The following is a 14,148-nucleotide window of genomic DNA, read 5'->3' on the forward strand; positions in this document are numbered from 1 at the left end:
GACGCGCGGCGTCACGACAGGCGGATGCGCGGCTGCACGCAGCCATTGATCCGTTCGGCGATCCACAGCAGCGTCGCCTTGTAGAATCCGTGCAGCGCCTGCTGGTGCCGCCGGTACAGCATCAGGTGGCTGAATTGCGCGAACCGCCCCTGGATGAAGCCGCCGCGAAAGAACCCGAATTGCCCGAGCGTGCCGAACGCGTCGTAGTCGCTGATCGACACGAGCGCGCCGAAATCGTGAAACGCGAACGGCGGCAACGGCTTGCCGTCGAGCCACGCGGGGAGGTGCTTCGCGAGATGCTCGGCCTGCTGGGTCGCCACCTGCGCGGTCGGCGGCAGCGGCCGTTCATGCCCGTCGGGCTGCAGGCTCGCGCAATCGCCGATCGCGAACACGTGCTCGTCGGCCGTGGCCTGCAGGGTGGGCCCCACCATGATCTGGTTCGCGCGGTTCGTATCGAGCCCGCCCAGCGCCTGCATGAAATCCGGTGCTTTCACGCCGGCCGCCCACACCATCAGATCCGCTTCGGCGAACGAACCGTCGCCATAGTGGAAGCCGTTCGCATCGGCCGACGTCACGCGCGTCGACGTCAGTACCTGAAAGCCGATCTGTTCGAGCCGCCGCTGCGCCGACGCGGAAATCTTCGGCGGAAACGCGGCGAGGATGCGCGGGCCGCTTTCGAGCAGCGTGAGCTGCAGCCGCTCGCGCACCGTCGCATCGCCATATGCCTGCGCCACTTCCAGCAGCCGGCTCAGCTCCGCTGCCAGTTCCACGCCGGTCGCGCCCGCGCCGACGATCGCGACGCGGAACGGCTCGTCGCGCGCGATGCTGCGGAACACGCGCATGCGCAGCGCTTCGTTGAAGGTCTCGGCCTGCTGCTGGCTGTCGATGAAGTAGCAGTGCTCGCGCACGCCCGGCACGCCGAAATCGTTGGCCTGGCTGCCGAGCGCGAGGATCAGTACGTCGTATTCGAGTTCGCGCGCGTCGATCACCAGCTGGCCGTCCTGCGAGCGGATTGCGCCGAGCTGCACGCGCCGGCGTGCGCGATCGAGCCCCTTCAGTTCGCCGGGCTGGTACGTGTAGCCGTGATCGCGTGCATGGGCGAGGAAGATCACCTGCTGTTGCTGCACGTCGCGCGTGCCGGCCGCGATCGTGTGCAGCATGGGCTTCCACACATGGGTCGGACTGCGGTCGACGACGGTGATCCGGGCGCGCCCGGCGCGGCCGAGGTGTTCGCCGAGGCGGGTCGCGAGCTGCAATCCGGCGATCCCGCCGCCGACGATGACGATGCGAGTAGGGGTTGTCATGGATAAATCATCATGTGATGAATAAGGTATGATCCTAGCGCTTCCCGGCTTCGCGTGTCAACGGAGCGGGGCAGGCGGCCCGGTTGCGGCGACGCGAAACCGGGGCCCGAACACGGGCATTCGAATCACTCAACGGGAGCAGGAAAACGTGGCTGAAGTCACTGAGCGCGCGCCGGCGAAGCGGCGTACGCGCGGGCGGCCGCTGGCGGACGCGTCCGTCGGTCCGGACGTGATATTGCGGGCCGCGCGCCGCACGTTCGCGAAGCGCGGCTACGATGCGACGAGCGTGCGCGAAGTCGCACGCGAGCTGGGTATCGACGCGGCGCTGATCGCCCATCATTTCGGCACGAAGGAAACGCTGTGGGTGGCCGTCGTCGAGCAGATCGCCGACCTCGCCGAGCCGCTGTTCGACGCGCTGCGCACCCTGCGCACATCGTCATTGCCGCATCGCGAGCGCGTGCGGCGCGCGATCGAGCTGTGCGTCGATCACGAATTCGAGGAGCCGGACATCGGCATGTTCTTCTCGACCGCGGCGACCGAGGAGGGCGGGCGGCTCGACCGGCTGCAGGAGCGGATCGTGCGCCCGTATCACGACGCGATGTTGCCGCTGCTGGCGGACGCGGTCGAGGCCGGCGTGATCCGCGCGGTCGATCCGAACGTGCTGTTCTTCATGATCGCGAGCGCCGTCGGCACGACGGTGTCGTACAGCCACATGATGCTGGAGTTCACTTCGCTGCCTACGCGGCAGGACGCGTTCCGGCAGGCCGTACTCGACGTCGCGCTGAACATCCTGCACGTTTGAGCACAGCGCGCGGCGCGGAACCGGCCTGCGCGCACGCGTGATCGACCTGTCGCCGTGCAGTGCCCGGACGGTGATTGTTAGCAACCGTCAACATCAGGAAGACTGGCGATCACGGGCGCGGCGATCGCGGTGATCGGCGACAGGCGGATCGGGTGACGCGGGAGGTCGGCATGGCATCGTGGATCGCGCCTGCCGCGCCCGCGTGTGTCAGTCGAGCTCGGGCGGCGCATCGCCGAGCCAGCGCCGCGCGCCGGGCCCGTTGCGGCTCGCGCGGTCCTCGGGATTGGTCAGCTTGCAGCGCTTCAGCGACAGGCAGCCGCAGCCGATGCATTCGTCGAGATTGATGTAGAGCCGCTGCAGTTCCTCGATGCGGTTCGCGACGCGCTGTTTCCAGCCGCGCGACAGCCGCTGCCAGTCCTTGTTGGTCGGCGCGGTGTCTTCCGGCAGGCTCACCAGCTGCTCGGCGATCTCGTCGAGCGAATAGCCGATCCTCTGCGCGAACACGATGAACGCGATCAGCCGCAGCACCGCGCGCGAATAGTGGCGATGGCTCGAACCGTTGCGGTGCGACTTGATCAGCCCGCGCGTCTCGTAGAAGCGCAGCGTCGATGCCGGTACGCCGCTGCGCGCGGCCACTTCGCGGATCGACATCAGCGGCCATTGCGGGATTTCGTCGATACCCATGACGCCCTCCGGGAAAGCTTGACTTGAAGTTAACTTCAACTTTTATGCTACGCGGCAGTTTAACCCGTCGCGAGGCATCATGCTCTCCTTATCCCTACGCAGGACCTCGCCTTTGGGCGCGGCCTGCGCACTGTTGCTGGCGTTGTCGGGCTGTCACGACGGCAAAGGCGAAACGTCGGCCCAGCCCCTTCCCGAAGTCGGCGTGACGACCGTCGCGCCGCGCACGATCCGCCTCGCGGACGAATTCAACGGACGCGTCGAAGCGGTCGACGCGGTCGAGCTGCGGCCGCGCGTGAGCGGCTATCTGCAGCGCGTCGCGTACAAGGAGGGCGACCTCGTCGCGCAGGGCGCGATGCTGTTCGAGATCGATCCGCGCCCGTACCGGATCGCGCTCGAACGCGCGAACGCGCAGCAGCAACGGGCGCGTGCGGCCGCGAGCCTCGCGAACGTGCAGCTCAAGCGCGTGCAGACGCTGATCGATGCGCACGCAACGTCCCAGGAGGAACTCGACAATGCGCGCGCGAGCGCCGAGCAGGCGCGTGCCGACCTGCAGGCGGCCGATGCGGCCGTCGCCGACGCGAAGCTCAATCTCGGCTTCACCGAAGTGCGGGCGCCGATCGCGGGCCGCGTCGGCCGCGCGATCGCGACCGCCGGCAACCTCGCGCGCGCCGACGACACGCTGCTGACCACGGTCGTGTCGCAGGATCCCGTCTATGTGTACTTCGACTGCGACGAGCAGAGCTACCTGCGCTACAACGCGCGGCGCGCCGATCCGAAGCATCGCGCGATCGGCGCCGATCCGGTGCGCGTGGGCCTCGCGAACGAGACGGGCTTCCCGCACGCGGGCACCGTCGACTTCCTCGACAACCGGCTCGACCCGCAAACCGGCACGATCCGCGCACGCGTGCGGCTGTCGAACGCGGCGCATACGTTCACGCCGGGGCTCTATGCGCGCGTGCAGCTCGTGAGCGGCCGCGACCAGGACGCGCTGCTCGTCGACGACAAGGCGGTGCTCACCGACCAGGATCGCAAGTACGTGTACGTGATCGGCGCCGGCGACAAGGCGCTGCGTCGCGACGTGACGATCGGCCGTGCGCTGGAAGGCGAGCGGATCGTCGAGAAGGGGCTGCAGGCGGGCGATCGGGTGGTCGTCGACGGCGTGCAGCGGATCTACTATCCCGGCGCGCAGGTGAAACCGAAGGCACTGCCGGCACGCGCGGACGCGGGCGCCGGCGCCGACCCGGGCAGCGGCACGCAGTCGGTGGCCGACGCCGGCCCGCCGGCCGCGCATTAACGGGAGACATGCGATGGATTTCTCCCGATTCTTCATCGACCGGCCGATCTTCGCGGTCGTGCTGTCGATCGTCATCTTTGCGATCGGCCTGATTTCGATCCCGATGTTGCCGGCCGGCGAATACCCGGAAGTCGTGCCGCCGAGCGTCGTCGTGCGCGCGACGTACCCGGGCGCGAACCCGAAGGAAATCGCCGAATCGGTCGCCGAACCGCTGGAAGAGGCGATCAACGGGGTCGAAGGCATCATGTACATGAAGTCGGTTGCGGGGTCGGACGGCAGCCTGCAGGTCGTCGTCACGTTCCTGCAGGGCGTCGATCCCGACACGGCCGCCGTGCGCGTGCAGAACCGCGTGAGCCAGGCGTTGTCGCGCCTGCCCGACGAGGTGCGGCAGTACGGCGTGACCACGCAGAAGCAGTCGCCGACGCCGCTGATGTACGTGAGCCTCTATTCGCCGGACAACAGCCGCGATTCCCTGTACCTGCGCAACTACCTGACGCTGCACGTGAAGGACGAGCTGTCCCGGCTCACCGGCATCGGCGACGTCGGCGTGTACGGCTCCGGCGACTACGCGATGCGGCTGTGGCTCGATCCGAACCGGCTCGCGTCGCGCGGGCTGACCGCAAGCGACGTGATCGCGGCCGTGCGCGAGCAGAACGTGCAGGTGTCGGCCGGCCAGCTCGGCGCGGAACCGTCGCCGAAGAAAAACGACTTCCTCGTGTCGATCAACGTGCGCGGCCGCCTGCGCACGGTGCAGGAATTCAGCGACATCGTGCTGCGCAACGGCGACGACGGCCAGGTCGTGAAGCTGTCCGACGTCGCGCGCATCGAGCTCGGCGCGGGCGACTACACGCTGCGCTCGTATTTCAACGACAAGCATTCGGCCGTGGTCGGCATCTTCCTGTCGCCGGGCGCGAACGCGCTCGACGTCGCGAAGGCCGTGTATGCGAAGCTCGACGAGCTGTCGAAGCGGTTCCCGCCCGGCGTCGCGTACCGCCCGGTGTGGGACCCGACGGTGTTCGTGCGCGAGTCGATCCGCGCGGTGCAGCACACGCTGATCGAGGCCGTCGTGCTGGTCGTGCTCGTCGTGATCCTGTTCCTGCAGACCTGGCGCGCATCGATCATTCCGCTCGTCGCGGTGCCGGTATCGGTGGTCGGCACGTTCGCGTTTCTCCATCTGCTCGGCTATTCGATCAACACGCTGACGCTGTTCGGGCTCGTGCTCGCGATCGGGATCGTCGTCGACGATGCGATCGTGGTCGTCGAGAACGTCGAGCGCAACATCGCGCAGGGGTTGAGCCCGCGCGATGCCGCGCACCAGGCGATGCGCGAGGTGTCGGGGCCGATCGTCGCGATCGCGCTCGTGCTGTGCGCGGTGTTCGTGCCTATGGCGTTCATGTCGGGCGTCACGGGCCAGTTCTACCGGCAGTTCGCGGTGACGATCGCGATCTCGACGGTGATCTCCGCGATCAACTCGCTGACGCTGTCGCCCGCGCTGGCCGCGAAGCTGCTGCGCCCGCATGGCGCGCCGAAGGATGCGCTCACGCGCGCGCTCGATCGTGCATTCGGCTGGCTGTTCCATCCGTTCAACCGCTTCTTCGAGCGCAGTTCGGATCGTTATCACGGCGTCGTCGGTCGCACGCTGAAGCGGCGCGGCGTGGTGTTCGCGGTCTATGCGGCGCTGCTCGCGGCGACCGCGCTGCTGTTCAACGCGGTGCCGGGCGGCTTCATCCCCGTGCAGGACAAGCTGTACCTGTTCGCGGGCGCGAAGCTGCCGGAGGGTGCGTCGCTCGCACGTACCAGCGCGGTGACCGAGCAGATGACGAAGATCGCGCTCGGCACCGACGGCGTCGAGATGGTGCCGGCGTTCGCGGGGCTGAATGCGCTGCAGGGCGTGAACACGCCGAACATCACGAACTCGTACGTGATCCTGAAGCCGTTCGACCAGCGGCATCGCAGCGCCGCGCAGATCAATGCGGACCTGAACGCACGCTTTGCGGCGATCAATGGCGGCATTACCTACGCGCTGATGCCGCCGCCGATCCAGGGCCTCGGCAACGGTTCGGGCTATTCGCTGTACCTGGAGGATCGCGGCGGGCTCGGCTACGGCGAATTGCAGAAGGCGCTGACGACGTTCCAGGGCGCGGTCGCGAAGACGTCGGGGATGAGCTATCCCGTCAGCTCGTACCAGGCGAACATTCCGCAGCTCGAGGTGAAGGTCGACCGGCTGAAGGCGAAGGCGCAGGGCGTCGCGTTGACCGACCTGTTCAATACGCTGCAGGTGTATCTCGGCTCGATGTACGTGAACGACTTCAACATCTTCGGCCGCGTGTATCGCGTGATGGCGCAAGCGGATGCCGGCCACCGGCAGACGGCCGCCGACATCGCGAACCTGCGCACGCGCAACGCGAAGGGCGAGATGGTGCCGATCGGTTCGATGGTGACGGTGGAGCCTGCGTACGGGCCCGACCCGGTCGTTCGCTACAACGGCTATCCGGCCGCCGACCTGATCGGCGATGCCGATCCGAAGGCGATGTCGTCGTCGCAGGCGATCGCGAAGCTCCAGCAGATCGCGAAGGAGGTGCTGCCGCCCGGCATCACGCTCGAATGGACCGACCTCAGCTACCAGCAGGTCACGCAGAGCAACGCGGCGATCGTCGTGTTCCCGCTCGCGGTGATGCTCGTGTTCCTCGTGCTCGCATCGCTGTACGAGAGCTGGACGCTGCCGCTCGCGGTGATCCTGATCGTACCCGTGTGCATGTGTGCGGCGCTGTTCGGCGTATGGCTGTCCGGCGGCGACAACAACGTGTTCGTGCAGGTCGGTCTCGTCGTGCTGATGGGGCTTGCGTGCAAGAACGCGATCCTGATCGTCGAATTTGCGCGCGAACTCGAAATCCAGGGCAAGGGCGTGATCGAAGCGGCGCTCGAAGCGTGCAAGCTGCGGCTGCGCCCGATCGTGATGACGTCGGTCGCGTTCATCGCGGGCTCGGTGCCGCTCCTGATCGGCAGCGGCGCAGGCAGCGAAGTGCGTGCCGCCACCGGCGTGACCGTGTTCGCGGGGATGCTCGGCGTCACCCTGTTCGGGCTGTTCCTGACACCCGTGTTCTATGTGGCGATCCGCAAGCTCGCGGGCGGCACGCCGGCCGTCTGGAGCGAACAGCACGGCACCCTCGAAGGAGAAAACCGATGAGCGCCGCTTTCCGTCTTTCCGCGCTCGCGATGTCGATGACACTCGCCGCCTGCGCGGTCGGCCCCGATTTCAAGCAGCCCGACCGGGCGACTGCCGCGCGCTTTGCGCGCGACGCGCATCCGGCCGTGCAGGACGCGGCGCCGCCCGATGCGTCGGCCGATGCCGATGCCGCGTTCTGGCACGGCTTCGGCGATCCGGCGTTGACACGATTGATCGATGCGGCGCTCGCGGCGAACCAGGACCTGCAGGTCGCGGTGTCGCGCTACGACGCATCGAACGCGCTGCTGTCGCAAGCGACGTTCGACCGCTATCCGACGCTCACCGCGAGCGGCCGGATCGGCCATCAGCTGACGAGCAAGGACCAGGCGTTCGGCGCACCGCGCAGCCAGCGCGATACGCCGATTTCCAGCGTCGGGATCAATGCGGCGTGGGAACTGGACCTGTTCGGCCGCGTGCGCCGCTCGATCGAGTCGCAGCGTGCGGAAACGGCGGCCAGCGCGGCCGACGTGCGTGCGGTGCGCGTCGCGATCGCGGGCGCGGTCGCGGGCACCTACGTGGATCTGCGCGGCTCGCAGGAGCGGCTGCGGATCGCACGCGAGAACGCCGACAACCAGAAGCAGACGCTCGCGCTGATCAATGCGCGCGTTGGCGCGGGGCGCGGTTCCGAACTCGACGCGGCACGTGCGCGGGCACAGTACGAGTCGACGACGTCGCGGATCGCCGTGTACGAAGCGGCGATCGGCGTCGACGAGCACCGGCTCGCAGTGTTGACGGGGCAGATGCCGGACGCGCTGATCGGTCGCTTCGACGCGCCGAAGGACGCGCCGGTGCCGCTGCCGGCGCTGGCCGCAGACCTCGATCCGGGCACGCCGGGCGACCTGCTGCGCCGGCGCCCGGATGTCGCCGCCGCGGAAGCGCGGCTGCATGCGGCGACCGCGCGGGTCGGCGTTGCGACGGCCGACCTGTTTCCGCGCTTCACGCTGTCGGGGTTGCTCGGCAGCGCGACGAGCAGCTACGGGTTCTTCCGTGCGGGCAGCGACACGAACCTGATCGCGCTCGGCATCGACTGGTCGTTCCTCGACGTCGGCCGCGTGCGTGCGCGAATCGCCGCGAGCGGCGCGGAAGCGGCCGGCCAGCTCGCGCAGTACCGGCAGACCGTGCTCGGCGCGCTGGAGGAAACGGAGAACGCGCTGTTGCGTGTCGCGCGCACGCGTGACGAGACCACCCATCTGGTGCGTGCCGCGGACGACAGCGCACGCGCCGCGCAGCTCGCGCAGGCGCGCTTCTCGGCCGGTGCGATCGACTACTACGAGGTGCTCGACGCGCAGCGGACGCTGCTCCAGGCGCAGGACGCGGCGGCCGACGGACGGATGCGCAGCGCGGCGTCGACGGTCGCGCTGTACCAGGCGCTCGCGGGTGGCTGGCCGGCGGGAACGGCGCAGCCCGCACCGGGTCCGCTCGCGCAGTCGCGGCCTTGATGCGAGCAGGGCCGCGCGGCAGGCGGAAGCGCTGGTGCCTGCCGCGGGGCGCCGCGCCTGCGTGCCTACACCGTCGCCGGGTCGACTTTATCGATGTCGATCCCGTAACGCCGGATGGCCTCGCCGACGCATGCGCGCGGAATCGTGCCGTCGTCGGCGAGCGCCTTTAACGCCGCGATCACGATGAAGTGCCGGTCGACCTCGAAGAACGTGCGCAGCGCCTCGCGCGTATCCGAACGGCCGAAGCCGTCGGTGTCGAGCGACACGATGCGCCGGTCGTCGACGAACGTACCGATCGGGTCGCCGACGATCTTCATGTAGTCGGTTGCGACGACCACGGGCCCTGTGCGGCCGTCGAGGCATTGCCGCACGTACGGCACACGTGCCGGGGCGTCCGGATGCAGCAGGTTCCAGCGCTCCGCGGCGAGTCCGTCGCGGCGCAGCCCGGTCAGGCTCGTCGCGCTCCATACGCCGCTCGTCACGCCGAAGTCCCGCGCGAGCAGGTCGCCCGCGGTGAGCACTTCGCGCAGGATCACGCCGCTGCCCATCAGCTGTACATGCGGCGCCTCTATGGCGTCGTGAACGGACGCTTGTCGGAATCGATGTATCGCGCGTCGTCGCGGTATTCGATCGCGGACATCGCCGCGTTCCCGTGGCTGCGTACGGCGGCCGAGCTCGGTCTCGACCTCGCCGGCTACCCGCACGTCGAGCGCTGGCTCGCCGATATCGAGGCCCGGCCTGCCGTTCAGCGGGGCCTGATCGCCTGCCGCGCGCCGGCGGCCGCGCCCGCGCACTGACGTCGCATCGCCCGCGCCGCATGCGCGGCGCGGCAACCGGCCGATTCCCTGTCGCGAAACATTGTTCTCCTTCGTCGTAAACGTCTCGAATGCGTGATATTTGCGCTGCCTGATCCGGTTTAGAGTGGCCGCGAATTGATGACGATGTGTCGTATGGCCGCAGTCGCGGGCCGTACCGATGCACCAGAGGAGCTGGAGACAAATCGGTGAAGGCAGAATTACGCAAGTCGAATCGTTCGGTTTCGAGCGCATTCCCGACGCATCGCGCTATGCGCGTCCGATTGATCTGTTCCGGTTGCTGTTCGGCGGCTGCAATACGTTTTCCACGTCGGTGCTCGGCAGTTTTCCCGTGCTGGTCGGGCTGTCGTTCAAGGCGGGCGTATGCGCGATCGTGCTCGGCGTGCTCGCCGGCACCTGCATCCTCGCGCCGATGAGCCTGTTCGGCCCGCGCAACGGCACGAGCGACCCGGTCTCGTCCGGCGCGCATTTCGGCATTCATGGCCGGATCGTCGGGTCGTTCCTCGCGCTGCTCACGTCGATCGCGTTCTTCTCGCTCGCGGTGTGGAGCTCGGGCGATGCGCTCGTCGGCGGCGCGCACAACATGGTCGGCGTGCCGGTCAACGGCTTCACGCTCGGCGCTGCATACATGGTGTTCGCGGTGCTCGTGCTGATCGTCTGCATCTACGGCTTCCGCTTCATGCTGTGGGTCAACAAGATCGCCGTGTGGGCCGCGAGCCTGCTGTTCGTCGCCGGCCTGTTCGCGTTCGCGGGGATGTTCGACATGAACTACGCGGGCACGCTGAGCCAGGGCAGCGCCGGCTTCTGGGCCGCGTTCGTCGGCGCGGTGCTGGTCGCGTTGAGCAACCCGGTGTCGTTCGCGTCGACGCTCGGTGACTGGGCGCGCTACATTCCGCAGCAGACGCCGAAGCGGCGCGTGATGGGCGCCGTGTTCGCCGCGCAGGTCGCGACTTTCGTACCGTTCTTCTTCGGCCTCGCGACCGCGACGATCATCGCGTCGAAGGCGCCCGCGTTCATCGCGTCGAACGATTATGTCGGCGGGCTGCTCGCCGTGTCGCCGCGCTGGTTCCTGCTGCCGATGTGCCTGATCGCGATCATCGGCGGGATGTCGACCGGCACGACCGCGCTGTACGGTACGGGCCTCGACGTGTCGAGCATGTTCCCGCGCTTCCTGAACCGCGTGCGCGCGACGCTGCTGATCGGCACGATCGCGATCGCGTTCATCTTCGTCGGCCGGTTCTGGTTCAACCTCGTCGAAAGCGTCGCGACGTTCTCGACGCTGATCGACACGTTCAGCTGCCCGTGGATGGCGATCATGGTGATCGGCTACGTGACGCGTCGCGGCTTCTATCTCGGCGACGACCTGCAGGTGTTCAACCGCGGGCTGCGCGGCGGCCACTACTGGTTCACGCACGGCTGGAACCTGCGCGCGATGGGTGCATGGCTTCCGGCGGCGTTCATCGGGCTGTCGTTCGTGAACCTGCCGGGGCAGTTCGTCGGGCCGCTCGGCAATCTCGCGGGCGGGCTCGATCTCAGCGTGCCGGTGTCGCTGGTGGTCGGCGGGCTGCTGTATTTCGTGCTGCTGACCGTCTATCCGGAAGCGGAAGGCGTGTACGGTTCGCGCGGACGCTTCCTCGTGCGTGGCGGCAAGCAGGCGGCGCGCGGTGTCGGCGCCCCGGCGATCCAGTCGAAGGGGTACTGAGCGCCGCATCGCGTGGTGCGTCGCTTCGGACGTCACAGTGCCGCCGCGCGGGAGAGCCGCGGGCGGCATGGTTATTTCCGGATGCGTGATTGTCGGTGTGCATGACAGGCCCGCCCCGACCGCCCACCGAGGCCGCCTGCAAACGAAAACGCCCGCCGGACAGGCGGGCGCGTGTCGACTGCGATGCGGATCAGTGGAACGTGCTGCCTGCGAGCATCCCGCCGTCGACGATGAATTCCGAGCCCGTGCAATACGCGGATTCGTCGGAGGCGAGGAACAGCACGAGGCTGGCTACTTCGTCGGGTTTGCCGATGCGCGCGATCGGCAGCCCGCTATAGATCGACGACGGGTCGAAGTTCGCATACTCGGGCGGTCGCGCCATCACGGTGTCGATGCCGCCCGGGTGGACCGAGTTCACGCGGATCCCGTAGCGGCCGAACTCGAGCGCAGCGGCCTTCGTCATCCCGCGCACCGCGAACTTGCTCGATACATAGGCGCTGCCGCCGGCCACGCCTTCCATCCCGGCCGTCGACGACACGTTGACGATCGAGCCGCCGCCCGCATCCTTCAGCGCGGCCAGCGCCGCTTTCATGCCGAGCCAGCAACCGACCTGGTTCACGTCGATCACCTTGCGATAGTCGTCGAGCGAGCACGATTCGATCGGCACCAGCTTCAGGATCGCCGCGTTATTCACCAGGATGTCCAGCCGGCCGAAATGCGTGAGCGTCGCGTGGACGGCAGTGTGCCAGTCGTCTTCGTTCGTCACGTCGAGGTGCTGGTAGCGCGCGGCGTCGCCGAGTTCGGCCGCGACGCGCTTGCCCGCGTCGTCCAGCACGTCGGCGATCACCACGCGTGCGCCTTCGGCGACGAACCGGCGCGCCTCCGCTTCGCCCTGGCCGCGGGCGCCGCCCGTGATCAGCGCAACCTTGCCTTCGAGTCGTTTCATCATGTCTGCTCCTGTGAGTGATGGGGGGCGCAGGCGGGCCCGCTCATGCGGCGGCGGCCGACGCGTCGATGATGCGGACCGGATCGGTGCCGTCCCACGTGCGCGCTTCGGCGATGCCGTGCGCGATCATGTCGCGCATGCCCGCGCCTTCGATCACCTCGACGCGCACGCCGGGATCGTCGGCATCGTCGAGGTAGGCGACGCGCGTGGCAGGGTTACGCGCTTCGAACACGACGCGCAGGCCGCGCGCCGTGAGCCGCGCCACGGCGGCATCGAGGTCGTCGACCACCCAGGCGACGTGATGCAGGCCCACGAGCGGTTTCCCGTGCGCATCGCGGTACGGCGAGGGCATGTCGTTCGTTACGTGGATCAGTTCGATCTGCAGGTCGCCGCGATACGCGAGCCCGACGTCCATCGTGACCGTCACCGGTTCGCCGAGGTAGCGGCCGTCGAGACGCACGTTGCGGAACACCGTCCAGGGGCCTGCATCGTGGCGGGCGCGCCAGCGCGCGATGCTGCGGTCGAGATCGGCGACCACATAGCCGAGCTGGTCGATCGGGCCGAGGACGGGGTCGTTCATGGTGTTTCCGTGGCGGGGGTGTGCGGGCACGCGCCGTGTGATTCGGCGTGGGATGCGGCGCGCAACGAATGACGGCCATGATGGCAACAAAGCCGGCGCTGCGTGCCGTCCAAACGGATGAGAGCGAACGAGAATGTGCCGGTTGAATCGCGTCGCGAAGACGCGCGTGTACGACGGAGGAGGGAAGGCGGGACGATCCGCGCGCTACCGCGCGTTCGGCCCCTTGACCGTCAGCCGGCACACGGTCGCCAGCGCGAGCAGGTTCGGATCGCGTTCGCGCCGGTGCAGGAAGCTCAGGCCGATCGTCTGGCGGATCGTCGGCCCGGCGAGCGGCACCAGTGCGATCTTGTGCGAGAAGAGGTCGCGCACGCGGCCCGGCAGCAGCGAATGGCCGACGCCGCCGGACACGAGATTGATCAGCGAGAAGATGTCGCCCACGCGCATCACGACGTTCGGCGTGACGCCCGCGGCCCGGAACGCTTCCGTGAAGCCGTCGTGCGTCGCGAAGCCTTCGCCGAGCGACACGAACGGTGCGTCACGGCAGGCGGCGAGATCGATCGCGTCGCGTTGCGCGTACGGCGAATCGATCGGCGCGGCGAAGAACATTTCATCCTCGAACAGCGCGATCGATTCGATTTCGGCGTCCGGCTCGGGCAGGGCCATCAGCGTCGCATCGATCGCGCCGTGCCGGAGCTTGTCGAGCAGGTCGGCGTTCGAGCCGAGCACGAGCTCGGCCTGCAGCTCGGGGCGGCGCTCCTTCAGCGCGATCACGACCTCGGGCACGGTGCGGATCGTCAGCGAATAGAGCGAGCCGATCTTCAACTGCCCGGCGCCGTAGCCGGCCGCTTCCCGCGTCGAGCGGATGCCGTCCGCCATCGTCTTCAGCACCTCGCCCGCGACTTCGGCGAGCACCTGCGCGGCTTCGGTCGGAATCAGGTTGCGTCCTTCGTGGCGGAACAGTGCGCAATGCATCCCTTCTTCCAGCGTGTGCAGCGCGCGATGCACGCTGACCGTGCTGACGTTGAGCGCTTCGGCGGCCTTCGCGAGGCTGCCGGCTTCCATGAAGGCGAGCAGCACCTCGAGCTTGCGGAAGGTGATCTCTTCGTTGATGCGATTGCGCATGGTCGGGCGGCGGGAAGGGCGATCGACGATTCTGCCGCAGAACGCCGGCAGCAACAATGCGCGAATATCCGCAATTTCCGGAGGACGACGTCATATCCGGACGACGTTTAATCTGCGGCTAAGTATCCGCCGCTCCCGTTAATTGATGCGGGTTTTCGGCGTCCCTATGATCGGTTCATGCCGGTTGCCCGTGGGTGCGGGACGTTCTATCCCGTCCCGTTGCGCGCAGCGGTT

At 68.1% G+C, this 14,148-nt stretch carries 10 protein-coding genes and 2 pseudogenes; 6 read left to right on the plus strand and 6 right to left on the minus strand.

Features of this window, described 5'->3' with window-relative positions; translation table 11 throughout:
- Positions 1–11 precede the first annotated feature (11 nt).
- Positions 12–1,304 (minus strand): NAD(P)/FAD-dependent oxidoreductase, encoded by a 1,293-nt coding sequence (locus GEM_RS18455; protein WP_014898883.1) that lies wholly within the window; start codon positions 1,302–1,304, stop codon positions 12–14.
- Between the two features lie 148 nt (positions 1,305–1,452).
- On the opposite strand from GEM_RS18455, the gene GEM_RS18460 reads away from it, so the two are divergent.
- Complete coding sequence (locus tag GEM_RS18460) at positions 1,453–2,106, plus strand: TetR/AcrR family transcriptional regulator (RefSeq protein ID WP_014898884.1); 654 nt, start codon at positions 1,453–1,455, stop codon at positions 2,104–2,106.
- Between the two features lie 207 nt (positions 2,107–2,313).
- On the opposite strand, the gene soxR is transcribed toward GEM_RS18460, so the two are convergent.
- Positions 2,314–2,790, minus strand: coding sequence for a redox-sensitive transcriptional activator SoxR (gene soxR, locus GEM_RS18465; protein WP_014898885.1), 477 nt, complete (start codon positions 2,788–2,790; stop codon positions 2,314–2,316).
- Positions 2,791–2,869: 79 nt separating this feature from the next.
- Here soxR and GEM_RS18470 point away from each other — a divergent pair, with 79 nt between their 5' ends.
- From GEM_RS18470 to GEM_RS18480, 3 genes are read left to right on the plus strand one after another with little or no spacing between them, the layout of a single operon-like run.
- Positions 2,870–4,084 carry an efflux RND transporter periplasmic adaptor subunit gene (locus GEM_RS18470; RefSeq protein WP_014898886.1) on the plus strand — a complete coding sequence of 405 codons (1,215 nt, stop codon included), beginning with the start codon at positions 2,870–2,872 and terminating at the stop codon, positions 4,082–4,084.
- Positions 4,085–4,097: 13 nt separating this feature from the next.
- Complete coding sequence (locus GEM_RS18475) at positions 4,098–7,271, plus strand: efflux RND transporter permease subunit (protein WP_014898887.1); 3,174 nt, start codon at positions 4,098–4,100, stop codon at positions 7,269–7,271.
- Positions 7,268–8,749 carry an efflux transporter outer membrane subunit gene (locus GEM_RS18480; RefSeq protein WP_014898888.1) on the plus strand — a complete coding sequence of 494 codons (1,482 nt, stop codon included), beginning with the start codon at positions 7,268–7,270 and terminating at the stop codon, positions 8,747–8,749. Before GEM_RS18475 ends, GEM_RS18480 begins: the two co-directional genes overlap by 4 nt.
- Before the next feature lie 65 nt (positions 8,750–8,814).
- Here the strand turns inward: GEM_RS18480 and GEM_RS18485 are convergent.
- Positions 8,815–9,324, minus strand: a pseudogene (locus GEM_RS18485) (transketolase-like TK C-terminal-containing protein); the annotation flags it as partial.
- Between GEM_RS18485 and GEM_RS18490 the strand changes: the two are divergent.
- Positions 9,313–9,546 (plus strand): annotated as a pseudogene (locus GEM_RS18490) (glutathione binding-like protein); the annotation flags it as partial. The pseudogenes GEM_RS18485 and GEM_RS18490 sit on opposite strands and share 12 nt — an antisense overlap.
- Before the next feature lie 178 nt (positions 9,547–9,724).
- Positions 9,725–11,266 (plus strand): purine-cytosine permease family protein, encoded by a 1,542-nt coding sequence (locus GEM_RS18495; RefSeq protein ID WP_014898891.1) that lies wholly within the window; start codon positions 9,725–9,727, stop codon positions 11,264–11,266.
- A 190-nt stretch (positions 11,267–11,456) separates the two neighbouring features.
- Here GEM_RS18495 and GEM_RS18500 read toward each other — a convergent pair whose 3' ends face one another.
- From GEM_RS18500 to GEM_RS18510, 3 genes are all read right to left on the minus strand, one after another.
- A complete protein-coding gene (locus GEM_RS18500; RefSeq protein ID WP_041490916.1) occupies positions 11,457–12,212 on the minus strand; it encodes a glucose 1-dehydrogenase in 756 nt (251 codons plus the stop codon).
- Between the two features lie 43 nt (positions 12,213–12,255).
- Positions 12,256–12,792 carry a VOC family protein gene (locus GEM_RS18505; protein WP_014898893.1) on the minus strand — a complete coding sequence of 179 codons (537 nt, stop codon included), beginning with the start codon at positions 12,790–12,792 and terminating at the stop codon, positions 12,256–12,258.
- 204 nt (positions 12,793–12,996) lie between these two features.
- A complete protein-coding gene (locus GEM_RS18510) occupies positions 12,997–13,914 on the minus strand; it encodes a LysR family transcriptional regulator (protein ID WP_014898894.1) in 918 nt (305 codons plus the stop codon).
- Positions 13,915–14,148 lie beyond the last annotated feature (234 nt).

The sequence above is a fragment of the Burkholderia cepacia GG4 genome (assembly GCF_000292915.1).
In the GTDB taxonomy this organism is placed as follows: Bacteria; Pseudomonadota; Gammaproteobacteria; order Burkholderiales; family Burkholderiaceae; genus Burkholderia; species Burkholderia cepacia_D.

What these genes read in the sequence shown, in the direction of transcription:
- GEM_RS18455 (WP_014898883.1), bottom strand. Translation starts at nt 1,304, where the DNA reads ATGACAACCCCTACTCGCATCGTCATCGTCGGCGGCGGGATCGCCGGA.
- soxR (WP_014898885.1), bottom strand. Translation starts at nt 2,790, where the DNA reads ATGGGTATCGACGAAATCCCGCAATGGCCGCTGATGTCGATCCGCGAA.
- GEM_RS18470 (WP_014898886.1), top strand. Translation starts at nt 2,870, where the DNA reads ATGCTCTCCTTATCCCTACGCAGGACCTCGCCTTTGGGCGCGGCCTGC.
- GEM_RS18475 (WP_014898887.1), top strand. Translation starts at nt 4,098, where the DNA reads ATGGATTTCTCCCGATTCTTCATCGACCGGCCGATCTTCGCGGTCGTG.
- GEM_RS18480 (WP_014898888.1), top strand. Translation starts at nt 7,268, where the DNA reads ATGAGCGCCGCTTTCCGTCTTTCCGCGCTCGCGATGTCGATGACACTC.
- GEM_RS18495 (WP_014898891.1), top strand. Translation starts at nt 9,725, where the DNA reads ATGCACCAGAGGAGCTGGAGACAAATCGGTGAAGGCAGAATTACGCAA.
- GEM_RS18500 (WP_041490916.1), bottom strand. Translation starts at nt 12,212, where the DNA reads ATGAAACGACTCGAAGGCAAGGTTGCGCTGATCACGGGCGGCGCCCGC.
- GEM_RS18505 (WP_014898893.1), bottom strand. Translation starts at nt 12,792, where the DNA reads ATGAACGACCCCGTCCTCGGCCCGATCGACCAGCTCGGCTATGTGGTC.
- GEM_RS18510 (WP_014898894.1), bottom strand. Translation starts at nt 13,914, where the DNA reads ATGCGCAATCGCATCAACGAAGAGATCACCTTCCGCAAGCTCGAGGTG.